Annotated in this window: 18 protein-coding genes; 10 read left to right on the plus strand and 8 right to left on the minus strand. The window is 47.5% G+C overall.

Going from position 1 to position 19738, the window contains the following annotated elements:
• Positions 1-18: 18 nt before the first annotated feature.
• Complete coding sequence (locus LZZ85_RS04340; RefSeq protein WP_349291733.1) at positions 19-183, minus strand: winged helix-turn-helix transcriptional regulator; 165 nt, start codon at positions 181-183, stop codon at positions 19-21.
• Positions 184-378: 195 nt separating this feature from the next.
• On the opposite strand from LZZ85_RS04340, the gene LZZ85_RS04345 reads away from it, so the two are divergent.
• The 4 genes from LZZ85_RS04345 to LZZ85_RS04360 all read left to right on the plus strand — a co-directional run bounded on the left by LZZ85_RS04345 (position 379) and on the right by LZZ85_RS04360 (position 4275).
• Entirely contained in the window at positions 379-1062 is a 684-nt protein-coding gene (locus LZZ85_RS04345) for an AraC family transcriptional regulator (RefSeq protein WP_237868722.1), read from the plus strand.
• Between the two features lie 241 nt (positions 1063-1303).
• The gene (locus tag LZZ85_RS04350) at positions 1304-1696 is read left to right on the plus strand and encodes a GlcG/HbpS family heme-binding protein (protein WP_237868723.1); all 393 of its coding nucleotides are present in this window, start codon (positions 1304-1306) and stop codon (positions 1694-1696) included.
• 55 nt (positions 1697-1751) lie between these two features.
• A complete protein-coding gene (locus tag LZZ85_RS04355) occupies positions 1752-2564 on the plus strand; it encodes an SDR family oxidoreductase (RefSeq protein ID WP_237868724.1) in 813 nt (270 codons plus the stop codon).
• Positions 2565-2847: 283 nt separating this feature from the next.
• Positions 2848-4275, plus strand: a complete 1428-nt coding sequence (locus LZZ85_RS04360) for a TlpA family protein disulfide reductase (protein WP_237868725.1) — start codon at positions 2848-2850, stop codon at positions 4273-4275.
• A gap of 156 nt (positions 4276-4431) precedes the next feature.
• Here the strand turns inward: LZZ85_RS04360 and LZZ85_RS04365 are convergent, their stop codons facing one another.
• The 3 genes from LZZ85_RS04365 to LZZ85_RS04375 form a co-directional block, all read right to left on the minus strand.
• Positions 4432-5025 (minus strand): hypothetical protein, encoded by a 594-nt coding sequence (locus tag LZZ85_RS04365; protein WP_237868726.1) that lies wholly within the window; start codon positions 5023-5025, stop codon positions 4432-4434.
• Positions 5012-5917 (minus strand): MbnB/TglH/ChrH family RiPP precursor modification enzyme, encoded by a 906-nt coding sequence (locus tag LZZ85_RS04370; RefSeq protein ID WP_237868727.1) that lies wholly within the window; start codon positions 5915-5917, stop codon positions 5012-5014. Before LZZ85_RS04370 ends, LZZ85_RS04365 begins: the two co-directional genes overlap by 14 nt.
• Before the next feature lie 73 nt (positions 5918-5990).
• Complete coding sequence (locus LZZ85_RS04375) at positions 5991-6242, minus strand: hypothetical protein (protein ID WP_237868728.1); 252 nt, start codon at positions 6240-6242, stop codon at positions 5991-5993.
• Between the two features lie 552 nt (positions 6243-6794).
• On the opposite strand from LZZ85_RS04375, the gene LZZ85_RS04380 reads away from it, so the two are divergent.
• The 5 genes from LZZ85_RS04380 (at position 6795) to LZZ85_RS04400 (ending at position 13128) form a co-directional block, all read left to right on the plus strand.
• The gene (locus tag LZZ85_RS04380) at positions 6795-7661 is read left to right on the plus strand and encodes a DUF808 domain-containing protein (protein ID WP_237868729.1); all 867 of its coding nucleotides are present in this window, start codon (positions 6795-6797) and stop codon (positions 7659-7661) included.
• Positions 7662-8040: 379 nt separating this feature from the next.
• Complete coding sequence (locus LZZ85_RS04385; protein WP_237868730.1) at positions 8041-8730, plus strand: spermidine synthase; 690 nt, start codon at positions 8041-8043, stop codon at positions 8728-8730.
• Positions 8731-8986: 256 nt separating this feature from the next.
• Positions 8987-9796, plus strand: a complete 810-nt coding sequence (locus tag LZZ85_RS04390; RefSeq protein WP_237868731.1) for a 2Fe-2S iron-sulfur cluster-binding protein — start codon at positions 8987-8989, stop codon at positions 9794-9796.
• Positions 9793-10812 (plus strand): FAD binding domain-containing protein, encoded by a 1020-nt coding sequence (locus LZZ85_RS04395; protein WP_237868732.1) that lies wholly within the window; start codon positions 9793-9795, stop codon positions 10810-10812. The genes LZZ85_RS04390 and LZZ85_RS04395 overlap by 4 nt, the downstream gene beginning before the upstream one ends.
• Positions 10813-10845: 33 nt before the next feature.
• Positions 10846-13128: a xanthine dehydrogenase family protein molybdopterin-binding subunit gene (locus tag LZZ85_RS04400; RefSeq protein ID WP_237868733.1), complete on the plus strand. Its 2283-nt coding sequence runs from the start codon at positions 10846-10848 to the stop codon at positions 13126-13128.
• A gap of 658 nt (positions 13129-13786) precedes the next feature.
• On the opposite strand, the gene LZZ85_RS04405 is transcribed toward LZZ85_RS04400, so the two are convergent.
• The 4 genes from LZZ85_RS04405 to nirB are packed head-to-tail and all read right to left on the minus strand — an operon-like array spanning position 13787 to position 18834.
• Complete coding sequence (locus LZZ85_RS04405) at positions 13787-14596, minus strand: formate/nitrite transporter family protein (protein ID WP_237868734.1); 810 nt, start codon at positions 14594-14596, stop codon at positions 13787-13789.
• A gap of 17 nt (positions 14597-14613) precedes the next feature.
• Positions 14614-15930: an alginate export family protein gene (locus tag LZZ85_RS04410; RefSeq protein ID WP_237868736.1), complete on the minus strand. Its 1317-nt coding sequence runs from the start codon at positions 15928-15930 to the stop codon at positions 14614-14616.
• Positions 15911-16324 (minus strand): nitrite reductase small subunit NirD, encoded by a 414-nt coding sequence (nirD, locus tag LZZ85_RS04415; RefSeq protein WP_237869232.1) that lies wholly within the window; start codon positions 16322-16324, stop codon positions 15911-15913. The genes LZZ85_RS04410 and nirD overlap by 20 nt, the downstream gene beginning before the upstream one ends.
• 20 nt (positions 16325-16344) lie before the next feature.
• A complete protein-coding gene (gene nirB, locus LZZ85_RS04420) occupies positions 16345-18834 on the minus strand; it encodes a nitrite reductase large subunit NirB (RefSeq protein WP_284698419.1) in 2490 nt (829 codons plus the stop codon).
• A 139-nt stretch (positions 18835-18973) separates the two neighbouring features.
• Here nirB and cobA point away from each other — a divergent pair, with 139 nt between their 5' ends.
• Positions 18974-19735, plus strand: a complete 762-nt coding sequence (gene cobA, locus LZZ85_RS04425) for a uroporphyrinogen-III C-methyltransferase (protein WP_237868738.1) — start codon at positions 18974-18976, stop codon at positions 19733-19735.
• The last annotated feature ends 3 nt before the right edge of the window (positions 19736-19738 follow it).

A 19738-nucleotide genomic window follows, 5' to 3' on the forward strand; every position in this document is an offset into this window, starting at 1 on the left:
AAAGAGTGATAGCAGATATCAGGGTTTTCCAAATTCAGTCAGACTGTATTCAACTTTGGGGGGTATGACAGGATAGATCTTCCTCGTGATCAACCCGTGCTCTTCCAATTCTTTCAATTGCAGACTTAGTACTCTCCGTGTTGCCTCAGGCATTCTCCGTTGCAGTTCACTGGGCCTTTGCATTCCTTCGTTAATGAACCACAGGAGATGGATCTTTCATTTTCCAAAGATCAAATCTCCAATGAGGTCGAGGCCGCATTGGAGATTTGGGATCGCTTTTCTTTCGTACATACAGTTGCAAATTTGCTGTACCGGCTCTTGGTTAACGCATTGGGAAAATGTTCATCTGATGGGTGTGAATTCAACCTCCTTCCGAGAATGGTCTATTTCAACAATCCCGGACATATCAAAAAGTTCAGTATTGACATTTTGGAAGATCTTCACTACATCACGATGAGTGAAGGGTTTCTGAAGGAAAATGTGCATCCGGATATTTTTAACGGCTTTTCTTTTCTGCTTTGTGAAACAACCAATCCGAAAATAGTATCGGAAGAGCAATTCAATGAGTTTGAAGATATCTACCGGCAGCTTTATAAAGCATTCCAATCAGATTCCCCCTACAGGAATAAACTCATCGGTCATCTTTTCGTAGCGATCCTGATCAAGATCAAGGAGTATGTCTGGAAAGATTCAGTTGATATAAAAGAGATCGGCAGGACCTCGGAGATCGTACGGGAGTTTAAAATACTAATGGAGAAACACTATCGGGAATTAAGCATGGGCACGCTTGAAAAGGCAAATCGTGTGCAGGAGTATGCTGATCAATTATTTCTTCATCCAAATTATCTCAATAGCGTCATCAAAAATGCTACCGGCAAGTCGGTTGGCAACTGGATCACGGAAAAAACGATCACGGAAGCCAAGTCTTTGCTTCGTAATTCTGATATCCCCCTGAAGGAGATCTCTTATCGCCTGGGCTTTATGGAGCCACAGAATTTCAGCACCTTTTTTAAGAAGCATACACAGCGTACACCACTAATGTTCCGACAGGGAAGCCTTTGAAGTGAGCCATTAGCAGAACGCCTTTCTTCAAAAAGGCGTTCTGCATTAGTGCTTGTCCGGTGAGTCATTTCTTAGTGACAATATCTATTATTCTTACCGATCAAGGCAATCATCATCGCCGTCACTACAGAATCTTTGAAATTCATAATATACCCTTTGAATTCGATACAGATCAGGCTTTCGGATCGTTGCATCTTTGATCTATCAAAACAGGATATAAAAAAAACCAAAAATCAAAGACATGAACATCACTAACAACCAGGCAAGCAAGGCGCTTTATCAGGCAATTGATAAGGCGAATGAAATAGGTGTAAGTGCAAACATCACCATCCTTGATACGGCGGGTCATCTGAAACTGTTTGCACGAATGGATGACGCGTTTCTTGGATCCATTGATATTTCGATGGGGAAAGCAAAGACCGCAATGCTTTTCAGAATGAACTCTGAGAAAGTGGGAGAGTTCCTCGCACCGGAAATGGGTACTTATGGAATGCTGCAAACAAGCGGTGGACTAGTAGGATTCAAAGGCGGCATGCCGGTGACGACGGGCACAGAAATACTCGCCTATATCGGAGTGTCCGGTGGAAGTCCTGATCAGGATTTCGAGATCGCTAAAGCGGGCAGCACTATTTGATCAATCGTTTCAAATCTGACACTAACTATAATCATCAACCTCAAAATCAAAAACAATGGCAAACAGTAAAACAATCTTAATTACCGGAGCAGGCTCTGGTTTTGGCGAAGGCGTAGCAATCGGACTCGCACAACTCGGACACAAAGTGATCGCAGGCGTACAGATCTCACCACAGGTAACGCCGCTGCGTGAGAAAGCCGCCAAGCTTGGCCTCGAAGCAAACCTCCGCGTTGAAAAACTCGATATACTCGATTCTTATGATGTTGCCTATGCACTCACCTGGGATATCGATGTATTGTTCAGTAATGCGGGTATTGGTGAAGCAGGACCAGTATTCGAGATCCCGATGGATCTTGTTCGCAGGAATTTCGAAACAAACGTTTTTGCTCCGCTGAACCTTGCTCAGCAGTTCATTAAAAAATTCATCGATGGAAAGAAAAAGGGTAAAGTTGTGTTTACTTCTTCTATGGGTGGATTGTTTACCCCGGCCGGGTTCGGGATCTATGTTTCCACCAAACATGCCCTGGAGTCTGTGGCAGAAGCGCTGCAACAGGAAGTAAAACCATTTGGCATACAGATACAGACTGTCAATCCCGGACCATACCTTACCGGTTACAATGAAACCATGGCTGAAACTCCATTCAGATGGCTGGACGACAATAAGAATTATACCAAAAAAGCAGATCTGAAAGCAACGTTTGACGCAATGCTTGGCGTACCAGAAGGCAGACTGGATCCAAATGAAATGATCGAAGCAATGATCAGGATCGTTCCCGCAGAGACCGGCAAGTTCCGTAACGTAGTACCACAAGCTATCGAAGACATGCTGAAAGAAAGCCAGAAAAAGGGTTGGGAAAATACTATCTAGCCTCAGCGAAGCTGGACAGGAAAAGGGCTGATTCAATATGATTTTGAGTCAGCCCTTTTTCATTTGTTCTCCAGGAGATACAGGTTATTGACATTTGTTCAGGTTCCTTCCCCAGCTGGTCGCAGGCGTGCTTTTATTTCTTTATACTCTGTCATTGGACCAGGCTAACGCGGGGTTGATCATTGATAGCAGAGCGTCAAACTCATGATTTTCCTGCTCAAATAAAAGAACGGGTGAACCTTTTGCACACGATCTTGTTTAGGATCTGACAAACTACGCTGTAATGAGACTACTTTCCCACCCATCTGTTCCTGTATTCTTTCTGGTATCGTTTTTCCAGGTGTTATTTGATTTTGACGCTTGTGCGCAACCAGCAAAAAAAGATTATATCATCCTTCACGGGGTGATCAAAAATCTGCCTCCACAGCCCGATGGCAGAAGACAGATCGAACTGAGTTTTCCCTATGAATTCAACCTGCCGGATAAGAAGATCGAGGTGGCGGAAGACGGGTCTTTCCGGGACACACTTCCCAATCAAACCGGCGTGTATACGATCTGGGACGAAAAAACACCGGTATTGTTGTACATGGACAGATCAAAGCGTTACAGTATTGGGTACGATGCGGATCATTTCAAGGACGGGGCGGTACTGGCCGGTGGAGATGATGTCAGCATTAACCAGTATTTTATTCTCAGGGCGCAGCAGCGACAATTTTTTGACCCTTCCGGGGAAGGCATGAATGAAGAAGCGTTCCGCAAATTCCTTTATGAGAGAAAGCTCAAGTCTCTCACGCGGATCCGTAACGCAAAACTACCGTCCGCCCTGACGCATAGCGAAACCCAGGCAACAACGTATGAATACCTTTCGAACCTTTTTCTTTTCCTGGCTTTACGAGAACTTGAAGATCCGGCATTCAGGCCCGGGATGATCTCGCAGAAAGAACTGGCCATTAATTATTCCAACGAAGATCATTACAGAAAGTATGGTCAGTACCGGCGTCTTGTATTTGAATATTACCAGCGGCAATTGCGGATAAAGGAGGCTGAATTCCTGAAAACCGATTCGTCCTATTCGCTGACACAAAACAGGATCAGCCTGCTGGCATCAATCGTTCCCAATGAATATATACGCAACAAGCAGATTGCGGAGATCGCCCTGTTCGATCTGAAACAAGCCGGAGATATCATTGCACTCTACAGTGATTTTGAAAAGTATTACACCGGTGATGATGAAAGGTTCAGGGAAAAGATGGCTGATGCTTTTCTACGACTGACCAGGTTAAAAAAAGGCACACCCTCTCCGGAATTCTCAGGCTATCTGAATTACAACGGCGGTACGAGTTCGCTCAGCGATTTTCGTGGGAAGTATGTCTACATTGATCTGTGGGCCAGCTGGTGTGGTAACTGCCCGGGGGAAGTGCCGTATCTTAAAGAACTTATGCGGAAGTACGAAGCCAAAAATATTGCCATTCTCAGCATCTCGGTAGACAAAGATGCCGCGAAGTGGACCGATGCGATAAAACGCCAGAAGATGGAAGGAATACAGCTGCTGGCTAGCGATCAGGGAGGATCTTTTACCAAAGAGTATGCAGTGTATGGGATCCCGCGTTATATCCTTATCGACCCGGCGGGTGCGATCGTTGAGTATAACGCACCGCGTCCATCCGACACGGCAGCACTGGCTGCTTTGCTGGCGAGTGTAGGGCTTTGAGGTGACAGGTCAGTATAGCAGACCGTAGCTCCCGAATCACCAATATCAACCAGACAAATCAATACCGGGGCGGTCATGCAATGAACTCCGGGCGGATCCAGATTATGGGGCTAGCCATGATTTTATAATTGTAGTGAAAGGCAATACATCGAATGATCATTCCGCTTCGGCGGGTTCCATTTCCACCTTATCATTGTTTATATAGATCTTGTAGCGGCAAACAGAAGGAGGGACGTCTGCATCATCGAGGCTGCCATCGGCCAGGGCCCTGAGTACAAAAAAAATATCATGTTCAAAAGTAAGTATCCTGTGTTCGCCTTCCGGGAGATAGCTTAGTTCATTCATAGCGATCTCCAGTTGAAGAACTTCTTTCAGGTAAGGCTGACAAATTGCTCCCGTACTGATCTTATTTGTCAGAAAGGCTCCGAATTCAAGCACTTCTTCTTTGAATTGAAGACTGGGTTTCGTTAAATGCAGCCAGAATTCTTCTACCAAAGGGACCAGTTCGTCTTTCAATAGCATGCAGGTGTTTGAGAGCTGGGAGTAAACCGGTGTGATCCTGTTCATCCTGTATAATGAACAACAGGCGGAGATCCCCCTTTGCCTTACGATCCCGTGCAAGCGTAACTTTTCCTTTTCAGTCAGGCTGAAGCGGGTAAAGAATGGTTCCTCTTCTGTCAATATCTCACAGCAGGTTTCGGGAGATGCGATCAGTGAAGCAATTGCCAGTTGGAAATCACGCGCACTCATATGCTGGTTTTTTATGGTGATATTTGTTCCAGGTGTTCCTGGCAAGCTCTATCTGCCTGTTTAGGCCCCCGAACTGTAAAAGCGGAAAATAAGATTCATGGAACTCGAAAGTGATCCCGCGAAGGTTCGGTGCTTTGCTTACCGCGTAGTCAAGTAACTCCCACACTTCATCAGGGCATGGGCCTGCATGCGAATCCATGTAGAAGCCATTCATATCATTGCCTCCGGCGATATGCATTTCCATTACGGCAGACATGTCTAGTTCGTCGATATAAGTTCTGGCGCATGTTCCCTGGTTTATTGCATTGGTATACAGGTTATGAATGTCGAGCAGGATATTGCAATGGTGGCCTTTTACCAGCTTGTTTACAAAAGCGGTTTCTGTATAATCCTGTTCAGGATATTCTACAAAGTAAACATTGTTCTCCAGGAGAAAAGGAATCTCTATCGTGCTTTGTATAAAGTCGACTTTCTTTCCGATCATTTCCAGGTATTCTTCATCGTACGGAACGGGAATGGCTATTCCTGCATTGTGATCATGTGGTCCTTTGGTTGGCAGCTTGAGAAAGGAGAGGTGATCGCTATGCCATTTGAACTGATATCGTTCATGCATTTTCTGCATGAACCGGATATATTCTTCATCAAAATAATCGATAGTGCCAATGGATATCCCGATGTTATGTGCTACCAGCGGCAGTCGCCCGGCTATCCAATCCAGTTGACGCATCCATTTGGGCAGTGGACGGAACCGGGGATTCTTACCTCTTCCTTCGTCGGACCAGAACATATCGGGTATGATCTCGATATAATCCAGCTGCTCAAAATGTTCTTTAAGGTATTCGGGTAATGCGGCATTATAGAGAATGCCTATTCCCAACTGTTCAGTATTCATTGATGAATTGTTTTGCAGCGTGAATGTCATTTAAATAAATGTGTACGGCCACTGCCGGCCGTACACATTGTCTTCAGGCCTTAGTGGCCAGTCCCCCGCGCAACGCCGGGATGTTAACAGGCAGTACTTTTTCGAACCTCTCACGAATAATGAAATGCTGGCCCGATAAACAAGCCTGGCAACCGGAAGGTCTGAACTGGGAAAGCAGGTCTCCCAATGTTACTTTGGCGAGTTCCTTATGGGACATGCCTTCCGGAATAACGATCTCAAGAGAATTGCGGAATTTGTCGTTTCTTAAACGCGCTTCGATTTTGAGCTCTGTCATGATGCTGAATTTTTATGATGAAGAATGAATGACTCATCAGGCAGCTACAGGCATTAACCAATGCAATGTTTCATAAGAGTGGAAAAGTCGCTAGTGGAGTGGTTATCTGCGAAGTCAAAATTAGACCAAAGGGAAATGCCTTCCGTAGCCATTTAGTGGTAATTTGAATGGAACTATCGGATGATCTCTGCAAGGAAATAAGCATTAACGTTCAGTGACCTTACCGATGAATGGTAGTGTGCTCTATTATCTCATCAACTCATCAATCATTTGTGGGACATTTTTATTTCCAGGGAATACTTCAGGGTTTAGCTATGGAAATATTGCTGTCGAATAAAGCATGGCTTCAGGCTGACTTCATCAATCGGTCAATGCTTTCCACGGCATTCAGCGCGAGGGATAGGCCCGGGTCAGATAGAACAGGCAGGCTGGCGTGACATAACCAAATTATCACCCGTTTCTAATCCTCCACAAAGGGCAGGCTGAAGAAATGGGCCTAACTTGCCGGGTATCTTTTACCGGCGCGGTTCAGGGCGCTTAAAATTCAACTCAATGCCTTCTGGTTTTTTTGCGATCCTCGATGATATAGCAGCGTTAATGGATGATGTGGCGGTCAGCGTAAAACTCGCCACACGTAAAACAGCGGGCATCCTTGGAGATGATCTCGCCGTTAATGCTGAAAAGGCGACCGGGTTTCTCTCGTCCCGTGAGCTGCCTGTCATCTGGGCCATTACCAAAGGATCGTTCATCAACAAACTTATTATCCTGCCGGCGGTATTCCTGCTGGAGTTCTTTTTCCCGGTTGTGATCACTTATGTCCTCGTGGCCGGCGGTCTGTTCCTGGCGTATGAAGGCATGCACAAGATCTATGAATTCCTTTTTCACCGCAAAAAAGATACCCGGGAGGCTGCAGAAAAGGTAACTGAGCAATCCCCGGCAGACGAAAAGGCAAAGATCCGTTCTGCGATCACGACAGATTTTATTCTGTCGGTCGAGATCGTGATCATCGCTCTTGGCACTGTGATCGATAAAGACCTGACGACACAGATCCTTACGGTTTCGTTCGTGGCGATCATTGCTACTGTGGGGGTTTACGGACTGGTAGCGTTGATCGTTCGAATGGATGATGCAGGCTTAAAGCTGATCAAAAACAGTAACGATAAGGGGCTCATTTCAAAACTCGGGCATTTCCTCGTCAAGCTGCTACCTAGAGTGATCAACTTATTAAGTATCGTTGGTACTCTTGCCCTGCTGCTGGTAGCTGGAGGCATCTTTAGTCATAATATTCCTTTTGCACATGACCTGTTTCCAGGTTTGCCTGTTATGGTGAAAGATTTCCTGCTTGGAGTGTTCGGAGGTATCCCGGTGTTATTAATCGTAATTATTGCAACCAGGATCTTTAAGAAGAACAAAGGGTAGAGGCTCCAGGGAGAATATGTTTCTTCAGCATATTTATGGAAGGGAGGATAATTGTTTTTTGCCGATAGGCGCAGATGCCGGAATGATGATCATCCCGAGTGGTTGGATAGTCCCGTAGTAAATCAAAAATATTCACGCAGCTATACAGGCAATACCATCCGTAAATAACAACCGGCACATCCACAGACCTGCCAGGGACCTCGCCATCAAACGCCTTTGGCATTGATATTGGGGGGCAACACCGTAGATCAAACCGGATTTTCCTGTAAATGTCATCCCCTGTGTATGAATATACGCCCGGAGCGTGTGATAGTTGAATGATCTGTTCAGGGCCCGGTGAATGCATAACAGCGTGTTTTAGTACCAAAAGTGTCCCTGGTTGAAAACTCCCTTTTATAAACGGCTGCTCAGTTTTTTATACCCTGTCTGTATAGAACAGCGGTCGAGTCCGCTTCACCCCGTGTTGGACCTGTACCTGTACCGTAATCAATGGCAACTTGGTACTAAGGATGCATGGTATTCCGATGGGAAACGTTATCGTCCGCTGCGCACTGCTTTCAGAAAGATCAGGCATGAGCTCTCAGGGACTCATCATGTACTCGTGCTGGGAACGGGGCTTGCAAGTGCCGTTCATATTCTTGAAGACATGGGGTTTCATCCTGCCTATACGCTTGTTGATATAGACAACGATATTCTGCTCCTGGCGGTTGAACTGATGCCGGCGTATGATCTGACCCGGGTCGAGCTTGTGTGTATGGATGCACAACTTTTCATGCAGCATAATCAAAAGAAGTATCCGCTGATCGTTTGCGATGTTTTTATGGGAAGGAATGTCCCCGGTTTTGTTTCCTCTGCGACGTTCCTGGAACAATGCAAAGCTGGTTTGCAACCGGGTGGTCGTCTTATCCTGAATTATCTTGAAAAAGGCAAACCTCTATACCAGGAGATGTGTCAGTTGATGGATCGGGTGTTTCCGGGTTATGTGCTGATCGAATTCGGGATCAATAAAATATTCTTGACTCCGTTGCAGGGTTCCTTTACACATGTGAGTGAGGGAGAAATTGGGTAAGCAGATCTGCGGGAGGATAAGTCCATGACAGGATCGTCTCTTTGTTTTTATGTCCGCTTACGATCCAATGAAGCAGATGGCGATCATCTTTTGTGCACGTGCCGGCTGAATTAATGTTGATCTGACCACCTTCACGTTGCAATGGTCCGTTTTTTGAGAGGTTGAATCTGTGCTGACCGTACCGCTTAGGATCATTAATAAAGTAATATTCCTTTTTTAAAGTCCGTAACTTCAGAACACCCCTCAAACATACAACATGGAAGATCAACCCAAGTTTCCGGACCTGACGGCCGATGAACGAAAGGTCATTGAAGAGCTCATGCCTGATGAAATGAGTGAGATCATTACTTCAGGGATCAAACGACGCCACTTCCTTAAACTCATCACCTTTACCGGTACCGGTCTGCTTGCTGCGCACCTGCTTGGCATAGAGCAACTGATGGCCCGGAGTATCACCACACCGCCGCCTGCCCCGGTCGGCATCGAGAATGGGGTAAATCTTTCATTCAAAGTGAACGGCAATGCCCGCCAGCTGATGGTGGACTCCCGCATGACCCTGCTGGATACACTTCGTGAACGCCTTGAACTAACAGGTTCAAAGAAAGGATGTGATCATGGCCAATGCGGAGCGTGTACCGTTATCGTCGATGACCGGCGCGTACTTTCCTGCCTTACACTGGCGGCGTCCTGTGAAGATAAGCATGTCACCACTATCGAAGGGCTGGCCGATGGAAACGACCTACATCCGATGCAAACTGCATTCATCAAACATGACGGCTTTCAATGCGGCTATTGTACGCCAGGTCAGATCTGTTCTGCTGTGGCGTTGATCAGTGAAGCAAAAAACGGGGAGGCAAGTTATGTAACCGGCAATGTCCGCAAGAAAGAAAAGAACCTGAAACTGTCTGATGAGGAGATCAGGGAACGCATGTCCGGAAATATATGCCGCTGCGGCGCTTATCCCAATATTGTGGACGCCATCCGCGAAGTTCATGGCAACAAAGCCGTTGCACAGCTGTGGCAATTTGCTGACGGTACTATTGATCATCCAAGCAATTTATCATGAGAGCATTCAAATTTTCAAAAGCTGCTGATGCAGGTAACGCTATTACCCTGGTGTCGGCAAATACCGGCGCAAGGTTTTTAGGTGGCGGAACAAACCTCGTGGACCTGATGAAGGAAGATGTGATGCATCCTACCGAACTGGTGGATATTACGCGGTTGAAATATGCCGATATCAAAAAGACTGGTGGCGGTGTGCAGATCGGAAGCACGGCGACGAATTCTTATACCGCCAATCATGAAACCATCCGCCAGGAATATCCGCTACTGTCAATGGCGATCCTTGCAGGTGCCAGCGCACAGATCAGGAATATGGCGACCAATGGTGGTAATATTAATCAACGCACACGCTGTTCCTACTTTTATGATGTTGATATGCCCTGTAATAAACGCGAACCCGGTTCCGGCTGCGGGGCATTGAGAGGCATCAACCGCAATCACGCGATATTAGGATGGTCGGAAAAATGCGTGGCAGTGTTCCCTTCAGACATGGCCGTTGCATTAACCGCACTCGGCGCCGTCGTGAATGTGGAAGGAGCGCAGCAAACAAAACGCAGTATTCCCATCGGAGATTATCATCGTCTGCCGGGCGACAATCCAGAAAAAGACAATACACTGAAGCAGGGAGAATTCATTACTTCCATAGAGCTTCCGGAAAATGATCTGGCAGATCATTCTTATTACCTCAAGATCCGTGAACGGTCTTCGTATGCCTTTGCACTGGTTTCCGTTGCGGCAGCATTATCGCTGAATGGAAGCCGGATCAGCCATGTGCGCATTGCGATGGGTGGTGTCGCACATAAACCATGGAGAGCATCCCTCGCTGAAAAATGGCTGGCAGGTAAAGATGCAACGGAAGAGAATTTCAAAGCCGCTGCCGAGGCTGAATTAAAACAGGCAAGGCCGCTTGAACATAACAAGTTCAAAATCGCTCTTGCAAAGAAGGCGATCATCCGTGCATTGCAGGGAGCAATGGCTGGCGGAGCTTACGGGCTTCATGATAAAACGGATCAGGGATAGGAACGAATGTCGATTCACTAAAAAACGAAAGCAATGAGTGAAACAGGTAAACCGATCAACCGGATAGACGGGCGGCTGAAAGTAAGCGGCAAAGCTACTTATTCAGCAGAATTCAACCAGCCAAATATGGCATATGCGTTTCCCGTAAGGGCGACCATCGCAAAAGGAAAGATCGCTTCCATAGATGATGCTGCTGTAAAGAAAGAGCCCGGCGTACTCAGCGTGATCAGCCATAAGAACGCATTCAGGTTGAAACCACTCGATATACAAGCGCAGATGAAAGCCGGCGCGGCATTCCTGGGAGAGAACCTGCCACCATTACAGAGTAATATTGTGCATTACCCCGGACAGTTCATTGCCGTTGTGGTTGCGGAAAGCTATGAGCAGGCCCGTGCGGCTGCGTATAAATTAAAAGTCCGTTACACGGTTGAAAAAGGGGCAACGGACCTGAAGACCGAATTGCTGAAAAGCAAAAAGCCAAAAATGTTCATGGGCGAAGAAGCGCAGGTGAATGAGGGCAAGGCGGCAGCATCACTGGCAAGCTCCACCAATCGCGTGGATCATACTTATTCAACGCCGGTTGAACATCATCATCCGATGGAACCTCATGCAACCGTTGCGCTTTGGGAAAACAGCGATCAGCTTACGTTGTATGACGCGACGCAAGGCGTGGGACTTACGGGTACCATTGCCGCTTATTTCTTTGGCCTGAAACCGGAGAATGTGCGTGTGATCGCACCGTTTGTCGGTGGTGGCTTTGGCTGTAAAGGACTGTGGTTGCATACACTGCTGGTGGCGATGGCTGCAAAGGCTGCGGGCAGGCCGGTAAAACTTGCCCTGACGCGACAGATGATGCAAACCAATGTCGGTCATCGTGCGGCCACCATACAACGGGTAGCATTAGGAACGGATGCAAACGGCAAACTGAGCGTGATGCGTCATCATACAGATTCCTATAACAACCTGACCGAGTTCTTTGAACCAAGCGGGAAACAGTCGCTCGTGCTGTATGAAGCACCACTCCGTGAGGTGACGTATAACGTCGCGAAACTAAATCGCGGTACACCTACATTCATGCGAGCACCCGGCGAAACACCCGGGACTTTCGCACTGGAATCTGCCATGGATGAGATGGCCTACAAGTTAAAGATCGATCCGGTTGAATTCCGGATAAAAAATCATACAACAAAGGATCCGATGAAAGGCCATGAATTCTCCAGTGAATTCCTGCTTGACTGTTACCGCATTGGCGCGGAAAGATTCGGATGGTCATCACGAAATCTTGAACCAAGGCAAAAGCGCAACGGAAAGTACCTGGTTGGCTATGGAATGGCAACGGCTACATACCCCGCAGGACGCAGTGCGTCTTCCGTTAAAGTAGTGATGAAGAGCAACGGTGACGTGACCCTGTTGACTGCCTCCATTGATATCGGCACCGGAACCTATACCGTACTTGCGCAAACTGCCAGCGATGCGCTCGGTGTGCCCGTGGAAAGAATTGAGGTGAAGATCGGTGATTCCGCATTACCACCTTCTCCACTTGCCGGCGGCTCACAAACCACGGCCAGTATTCATCCTGCTGCACTGGAAGCCTGCAAGCTATTGCGCGCTCAACTGGCAGCACTGGCGACCGCCGATCCAGCCTCCAAACTCAATGGACGCAAACCTGAAGACATCGGATATGCCGATGGGAAATTATTTGTGACCGCAGATCCAAATAAAGCGGAATCATATACCGATATCCTGAAGCGTGCAAAACGAAATGAGATGGAAGCCTGCGCAACCACTCAGCCCATATCCGGAGCAGGGCTTACGATTCCCGGTGCACTATGTACACCCCGTGAAATACCCGCTGATCAGAACAGTGATATCAAACAACATGCTTTTCATTCGTTCGGTGCACAGTTTGCCGAAGTATGGGTGGATGAAGATTTCGGAACGATCCGCGTAACACGTTTCACCAGTGTACAGGATGTTGGCCGCATCATGAATGAAAAAACAGCCCGTTCACAGATCATCGGTGGCGTTATTTTCGGGATCGGTGCTGCACTGATGGAAGCAACCGAATATGACAAGCGCTGGGGCAATGCAGTGGTAAGGACGCTGGCAGACTATCATGTTCCAGTGCATCTGGACGTGCCGCCAATTGATGTACATTTTATTGGCAAACCGGATCCGCATATATCTCCTATAGGCGCGAGGGGAATAGGGGAGATCGGGATCACGGGTGTATCTGCAGCGATTGCCAATGCGGTTTTCAATGCTACGGGTAAGCGGGTGAGGGATCTTCCATTGACACCGGATAAGTTATTGTAGTGTTTACGATCGAATCAATTGGATCGCATGGTCGTAGACAGCGTGTTTAAAAGGTTCGTCTGTAGAAACTGTCAAAGGAAAGACCCAGCCTTCGAAGTCTATTAGAGCTATGGGGCCGTACATCAGCGTTACGTAAAGGCAGATGGTGGGCTCCGTTGGTGCACGTCCAAAGTGTGAATTGCGCGAAAAAAACGTCTTCGCTTAAGCTTCGACAGGCAGAGTAGGTACTACGAGAGCCGGACTCTTATCGAAAACGATTATAATCAATTCTTCCATTAGCTCACAGCTAAGCGACTCATGGATTTACTCAATGTTTTAAATGTCGGTAACGAGGACTCTGATTTATGCATCTGGCATCAATTGGATTCTCTCGCAAAACGAGCCCCCCGGTGAATAAAGCATCCAATTCTTTATTTCTACCGGAGTAAAAGCAAATTGTCCATTGATCCGGGTAATATTCCCCAACCTGCAATAACCGGCCCGGTCTGGTCAACCAATCCCATAAAAGGATCCTTATTCCTGGTCTTATAAACGAACCGGCCCGCTCCGTTAAGGAGAAGATGGAAACACATCTTGAAGCAGATCTCAGCGTGCCGGGTCATGCAGCGCTTAGCACATGCGAGGACTTTCTGCCGAATACTTTTATGACCTCCCTGATCTATCCGGAAACCGGGATCTCTGTTTTTTTCCAACGGTGTGTCAGGTAAAGAGCCAATGCGGTAAATACGACACCGCCCAGAATATTACCTAATGTGGCAGGCAATTGGTTGGACAGCCACCAATCCTGAAAACTCACTTTCGCTCCTAGCAGCATACCCGCAGGGATCACAAACATATTGACTACCGCATGTTCAAATCCCTGGGCAAAAAATATGAACACGGGTAACCACGCAGCAAGGATCTTTCCCAATGTTGAGGTTGAGGTTAAGGACATTACTACGCCCATTGTTACCATCCAATTGCATAAAATGCCTTTCGTGATCACGGTTACCACACCAGCAGCTCCGAATTGCGAATACCCGGTAGTTTTTGCTTCGGCGATCTTAATAATGGCGGCGGCAAGTTGCGAGTTTTCTGTATGTCCGAAATTAGTGATAGAGATCCAGAATAGTATGGCATAAAGTAAAGCGCCGAAGAGGTTAGCTACGAAAACTATGAAAAGATTTTTAAGCATGCTTTGCATGCCGATCTTCTTATCAAAATATGCGGCTGGTAAAACAGCAAAGCTTCCGGTGACGAGTTCAAACCCCATCAATACCACGATCACAAAACATGCGGGAAATATCAGCGCACCAATAATACCCAGGCCGGTTTGTACGGTGGCCGTTACAGCAAGCGTGGTTCCAAAACCAAGTATTGCACCCGATAATGCTCCGCGGATAAAAAGATCCAATGAAGATAGCTTGATCTTATCCACTCCGGCCTGGATAATGGATTCGACAACGTCAGCTGGTTTTTTGTAGTCCATAACAGATTTTTTGGTAGTTATTTAAAAAGAAATGATGGTTTGATATTGATCATGAGATAAGCCCAGTTAGCCTGGCTTTTTGCATTGACAATATTCTTTGCAGCAGGAGAGGAGAGCAAAGGATCGGAGAAGAAATGGCTGTAACCTGCTTCAAAGGAAATTTCCTTTGTAAGGGTATAGGTTGCGACAATATCAGTCTCCTGCCCATAGCTGCGCGAATAACCGGCAACAGATGAAGCAGGAGAAAACTGATGAAAGTCGGCGGCGATAAGCAATCTGTCAGAGGTCTTTATTTTTGTTTTTATATAATAGTCGGCAAGCCCGTTGTTGCCGAAAAGGCTTCCCGCATAGAAATAATCCATTAATCCCCAGAACTTGTGTGGCGTTCCATACAGTGGATCAAACTGTGGAGTTGTTATATCGGTGCCTGCCCCAACACTTAACCTGCCCGGGTTATAAGATCCTGCGATAGAGAACAGTCTTCCGTTGATCTTTTTTCCAAATCCATTTTTTCCAAATTGATGATAGGCGGAAGCGGATAGTTCGATCGTATTAAAAGTGTGTGTCAGATAAATTCCGGTAGTGAATCGCGACCAGCTGCCGGTGGTCAATGTTTTTGAAATATTTCCGCCGGCAGTATCAGTGAGGTACGTATTGAATTGGTCGGCGAAAAAAAGAAGGGATATTTTCCCTTTAGGCTGCCGCAGGGAAGCATGTAAAAATTCCATGCTTTTGTACATCGGCGCCCCGTTTGTGCTCGCAGTATATGCGCCCGGCGGTGTATTGTCATATACGGTGCCGCTGCCCTGTTCCTTATTTTGATTGAACGCACCGCCGGTATGCAACGCGAAACGTTCATGGGTGTATTTCAGCACAGCGGCATCATGCCGTCGTCCCTGCTGAAGCCAATCAAGATTTCCAAGCAGACGCTGGTCATCGTAGATGAGCTCCTGCCGGCCAAGCTTGAGTTGTAGTGGATTTTTCTTTGAGGCAGTGTCTGAAAGGACGATCTCTGCCCAGGCTTCATGGAGCATAAAGCCGTTGTTGGCAGCTGCAGTGGTCCTGTTGATCATTGATGCATCCTGACCCCAGACACGTACATCCTGGAAGGTGAGATTGGTTTTGATCCGGGGAGTGTTAAAGAGCAACCCGAGGCGCGACCGTTGTGATGTAAAGACCGCAGGACGCTGCCCTCTGGAAAGAGGAGCGCCCTGTCCATCTCTCCACTCAGTCCGTGTGCGAAGTTGTCCGGAAAGCGATAGTTGCGCTTTCCCCGTAATGCTGATGATGCATGCTGTAAGCATCAGCATTGATCTAGTCCGTTTGATCCTCATAAGCATCAGTTTGAATGGTTGATGTAAATGGTTGATTGAGGGCAGCAATATTGATGAACACTTTTCCTTCTTCCACCTTTACCGGGTAGGTGCGGATGGAAAGCCCTTCTTCGCTGTTCAGGCACCGGCCATCCGTTAATGAAAAAGTTTTTTTATGGAATGGGCAGGCTACTTTTGGTTCGCCGTGATGCGAACCGAGCATGCCGCGACTGATGGCCATCTGTTTTCGGTGCGGGCATTCGTTGTCAGATGCGAACCATTCATCCCGGTGTGCAAAATGAAAAAGAGCGATCTGTGTATCTTCAACTTTTACACATACACCGCCGTTATGCGGCACGTCAGTGATATGGCAGGCGAAATACCATTCCACTGCAGAATTAGCTATAACATTCATAAGAATTATTTTAAACGGTATTACCAGCCAGCGGCTTTCTTTTGATCTCTCAGTGTTTCAAATTGTACGTTCGGATCTTTTTCACCGGGAGCATTCACGAAATGGTTGAAACGTTTCCGCAGTTCGGGTGAGTCGACCACCTGTTTCCATTCGCACTGGTAACTGTCCACCAGCGCCTGCATTTCCTGTTCCAGCTGTCCGCAGATGCCGAGGCTATCGTTTACTACAACGTTTCTGAGGTAATCGATCCCGCCTTCCATTTTGTTCAGCCAGGTGGCCGTTCTTGCAAGCGGATCTGCCGTGCGGATATAGAACATCAGGAAGCGGTCAATGTACCTGATGCAGGTGTCGGAATCGAGATCGCTCGCCAGCAGTAATGCATGTTGTGGTTTCGAGCCACCATTGCCGCAGACATACAGGTTCCATCCTTTTTCCGTAGCGATGATGCCAAAGTCTTTCGACTGTGCTTCTGCACACTCCCTGATGCAACCCGAAACCGCAGATTTGATCTTATGCGGAGCCCGCAGACCGCGATAACGTTCTTCGATACGGATGGCATAACTCACACTATCATGCAAACCAAACCTGCACCAGGTAGACCCGACACAACTCTTTACTGTACGCAGCGCTTTTCCGTATGCATGACCGCTTTCAAAACCTGCCGCGATCAGCTCCTCCCACATCAGCGGGAGATCGCTGACGTGCGCACCAAACAGATCGATGCGCTGACCGCCGGTGATCTTTGTATAGAGATTGTATTTTTTGGCCACTTCGCCGATCACGATCAGTTTATCCGGAGTGATCTCACCGCCAGGGATCCGGGGAACAACTGAATATGTTCCGCCCTTTTGAATATTGGCGAGGAAGCGGTCGTTGGTATCCTGTGAGGTATGATTTTCTTTTTTTAATACAATCTCATTCCACAATGACGCAAGTAGCGAGCTGACCACCGGGCGGCAGATCTCACAGCCATCGCCTTTACCATAAGTATCCAGCACCGCATCGAAATCTTTTAATTCTTTCAGACGGATCAGGTCAAATAATTCCTGGCGCGAATACTGAAAATGCTCGCAGATCACATTCCGGATATAGCGGCCCTGCTGTTTCATCGTATGCAGGAGAATATCTTTCACCATCGGTACACAGCCGCCGCACCCGGTTCCTGCTTTGGTGCATTTTTTTAACGCATCAACTGTCTCGCAGCCATGCGCGGACATGGCATCTGTGAGATCAGCCTTGGTTACATTTTCGCAACTGCAGACCAATGCATCCGCGGGAAGAGCGTCGACACCAGCCATGCTGCTTCCCTGGCGCGGTTTGATGATCAGATCCATGGGGTCGGGTGGGAGTGTCATTTGGTTGCGGCAAACCTGCTGAAGCATGTTATAGGAGCTCGCGTCTCCAACCAAAATACCGCCAAGAAGCTGTTTACCGTCAGGTGTGAAATTGATCCGCTTATAGATGCCGTTATGGCTATCTTCAAATACAATCGTTTTTGCTTCTTCTCCGCCGATAAAAGGATCTCCGAAGCTTGCCACGTCAATGCCGATCAGCTTGAGCTTTGTACTCATATCAAAACCACAGAACATTTTTGACGCACCCGAAAGATGCGCCACCACTGTATCCGCCATATCATAACCGGGCGCCACCAGGCCATAGATCATATTATTATGAAGCGCACATTCCCCGATGGCATAGATGGAGGGATCTGCTGTTTGCATCAGGTCGTTTACAATAATTCCACCACGATGCCCCACCGGCAGTTCGCAGGCTTTCGCCAGTTCATCGCGCGGCTTGATACCGGCTGATATTACCAGCATATCGGCATGCAGCATACTTCCATCGCTGAACATAATGCCCCGCACCGATTCATTTCCCAATACAGCAATCGTGTTTTTATTAAGATGACAGGTAATGCCCAGTGCGCTGAGCTTCTGTTGTAAAATAACTGAAGCATTATGATCGAGCTGTCTCGGCATAAGCCTTGGCGCAAACTCCACAACATGTGTATCGGTAATGCCGAGGTCGAGCATGGCTTTCGCCGCTTCAAGGCCCAGCAACCCGCCGCCGATAACAATGGCTTTGCGGCTGAGCGGAGCATGACGCTGTATGAGGTGCAGGTCTTCGAGCGTCCGGTAAGCAAAAACACCCTCTTTGTCGATGCCGGGGATGGCAGGAATAAAGGGCGCGGACCCTGTAGCCATTACAAGATAGTCATAGGCGGTTTCAGCGCCCGAAAATGAATGGATCTTCTTCTGCGTCCGGTCGATGCGAACGATCGGATTGCCAAGTTCAAGTTTTACGTCATTATCAGCATACCACGAAAATTCTGTCATAGACAGATCAGCCAGCGTTTTGCCGGCGAAGTATTCGCTCAGGTGCACCCGATCGTAAGCCGGGAACATTTCTTCACCGAATACTGTTAGCTCAAGGCCTGGTAAACTTTTGGCAATCAGCTTTTCGCAGAACTTATAGCCGACCATGCCGTTACCAATAACTACTACTTTCATATACCGATCATTTAAAGGTTAATGTCGGCAGGCAATCATATTGAATATAAATATATGTAATAAATATAGTGAACTATTGAACAAATTGTTCCAAATTAGCTGATATAAATTATATATTTATTTGAATAATATAAAATGTATGGCTAAACTATCCCTGGTTGGAGCAGGTCCGGGCGATCCCGAGCTGATCACATTGAAAGCGATCAGGGTTCTGCAAAAGGCGGATGTAATATTATATGATGCCCTCGCCAACGAAGAGCTGCTGCGCTATGCCGGTTCCTCCGCTATTCTCCATTTTGCCGGAAAACGCTTCGGCTGTCACTCCCTGTCCCAGCAGGAGATCAATCAATGCATTGTTGATTATGGTGCAAAGCATGCAAACATTGTGAGATTAAAAGGGGGTGATCCGTTTGTCTTTGCCCGGGCGATGGAGGAGCTGGAAGCAGCGCGTGCTGCAGGAATGGAAGTGGAAGTGGTGCCGGGAATTTCCAGTTGTATTGCGGCACCTGTTTCGGCAATGATCCCGCTGACCTGTCGCGGTGTGAACGAGAGCTTCTGGGTAACTACCGGTACTACGCAGTCTGGTGAGATCTCGCCTTACGTACAGATCGCAGCAGGCTCTTCGGCAACGGTTATCATATTAATGGCCATGAATAAGCTGGAGCAGATCGCGGATATATTTGCAGGAGCAGGTAAAGCCAGCACTCCGGTTGCGATCATTCATGAAGCTACCACAACCCGGCAGAAAATCGTCACCGGCACCATCAGGGATATTGTGTTTAGAAGTCAGCATGCGGGACTGACGAATCCTGCTGTGATCATCATCGGTGAAGTGGTCAGCAAAAGGCTGGCACTCGATACGGTACTTTCCTGCTTCAAATCGACCCAAGTGAGTGCGTGATTA

The organism is Terrimonas ginsenosidimutans (assembly GCF_022012415.1).
GTDB lineage: Bacteria > Bacteroidota > Bacteroidia > Chitinophagales > Chitinophagaceae > Terrimonas_A > Terrimonas_A ginsenosidimutans.

Excerpts from the sequence above, each read along its gene's own strand:
- nirD (WP_237869232.1), bottom strand. The coding sequence starts at position 16,324 with ATGAATGTTATAGCTAATTCTGCAGTGGAATGGTATTTCGCCTGCCAT.
- LZZ85_RS04380 (WP_237868729.1), top strand. The coding sequence starts at position 6,795 with ATGCCTTCTGGTTTTTTTGCGATCCTCGATGATATAGCAGCGTTAATG.
- LZZ85_RS04405 (WP_237868734.1), bottom strand. The coding sequence starts at position 14,596 with ATGGACTACAAAAAACCAGCTGACGTTGTCGAATCCATTATCCAGGCC.
- LZZ85_RS04355 (WP_237868724.1), top strand. The coding sequence starts at position 1,752 with ATGGCAAACAGTAAAACAATCTTAATTACCGGAGCAGGCTCTGGTTTT.
- LZZ85_RS04365 (WP_237868726.1), bottom strand. The coding sequence starts at position 5,025 with ATGAGTGCGCGTGATTTCCAACTGGCAATTGCTTCACTGATCGCATCT.
- LZZ85_RS04400 (WP_237868733.1), top strand. The coding sequence starts at position 10,846 with ATGAGTGAAACAGGTAAACCGATCAACCGGATAGACGGGCGGCTGAAA.
- LZZ85_RS04360 (WP_237868725.1), top strand. The coding sequence starts at position 2,848 with ATGAGACTACTTTCCCACCCATCTGTTCCTGTATTCTTTCTGGTATCG.
- LZZ85_RS04390 (WP_237868731.1), top strand. The coding sequence starts at position 8,987 with ATGGAAGATCAACCCAAGTTTCCGGACCTGACGGCCGATGAACGAAAG.
- LZZ85_RS04370 (WP_237868727.1), bottom strand. The coding sequence starts at position 5,917 with ATGAATACTGAACAGTTGGGAATAGGCATTCTCTATAATGCCGCATTA.
- LZZ85_RS04345 (WP_237868722.1), top strand. The coding sequence starts at position 379 with ATGGTCTATTTCAACAATCCCGGACATATCAAAAAGTTCAGTATTGAC.
- LZZ85_RS04410 (WP_237868736.1), bottom strand. The coding sequence starts at position 15,930 with ATGAGGATCAAACGGACTAGATCAATGCTGATGCTTACAGCATGCATC.
- LZZ85_RS04395 (WP_237868732.1), top strand. The coding sequence starts at position 9,793 with ATGAGAGCATTCAAATTTTCAAAAGCTGCTGATGCAGGTAACGCTATT.
- nirB (WP_284698419.1), bottom strand. The coding sequence starts at position 18,834 with ATGAAAGTAGTAGTTATTGGTAACGGCATGGTCGGCTATAAGTTCTGC.
- cobA (WP_237868738.1), top strand. The coding sequence starts at position 18,974 with ATGGCTAAACTATCCCTGGTTGGAGCAGGTCCGGGCGATCCCGAGCTG.
- LZZ85_RS04350 (WP_237868723.1), top strand. The coding sequence starts at position 1,304 with ATGAACATCACTAACAACCAGGCAAGCAAGGCGCTTTATCAGGCAATT.
- LZZ85_RS04375 (WP_237868728.1), bottom strand. The coding sequence starts at position 6,242 with ATGACAGAGCTCAAAATCGAAGCGCGTTTAAGAAACGACAAATTCCGC.
- LZZ85_RS04340 (WP_349291733.1), bottom strand. The coding sequence starts at position 183 with ATGCAAAGGCCCAGTGAACTGCAACGGAGAATGCCTGAGGCAACACGG.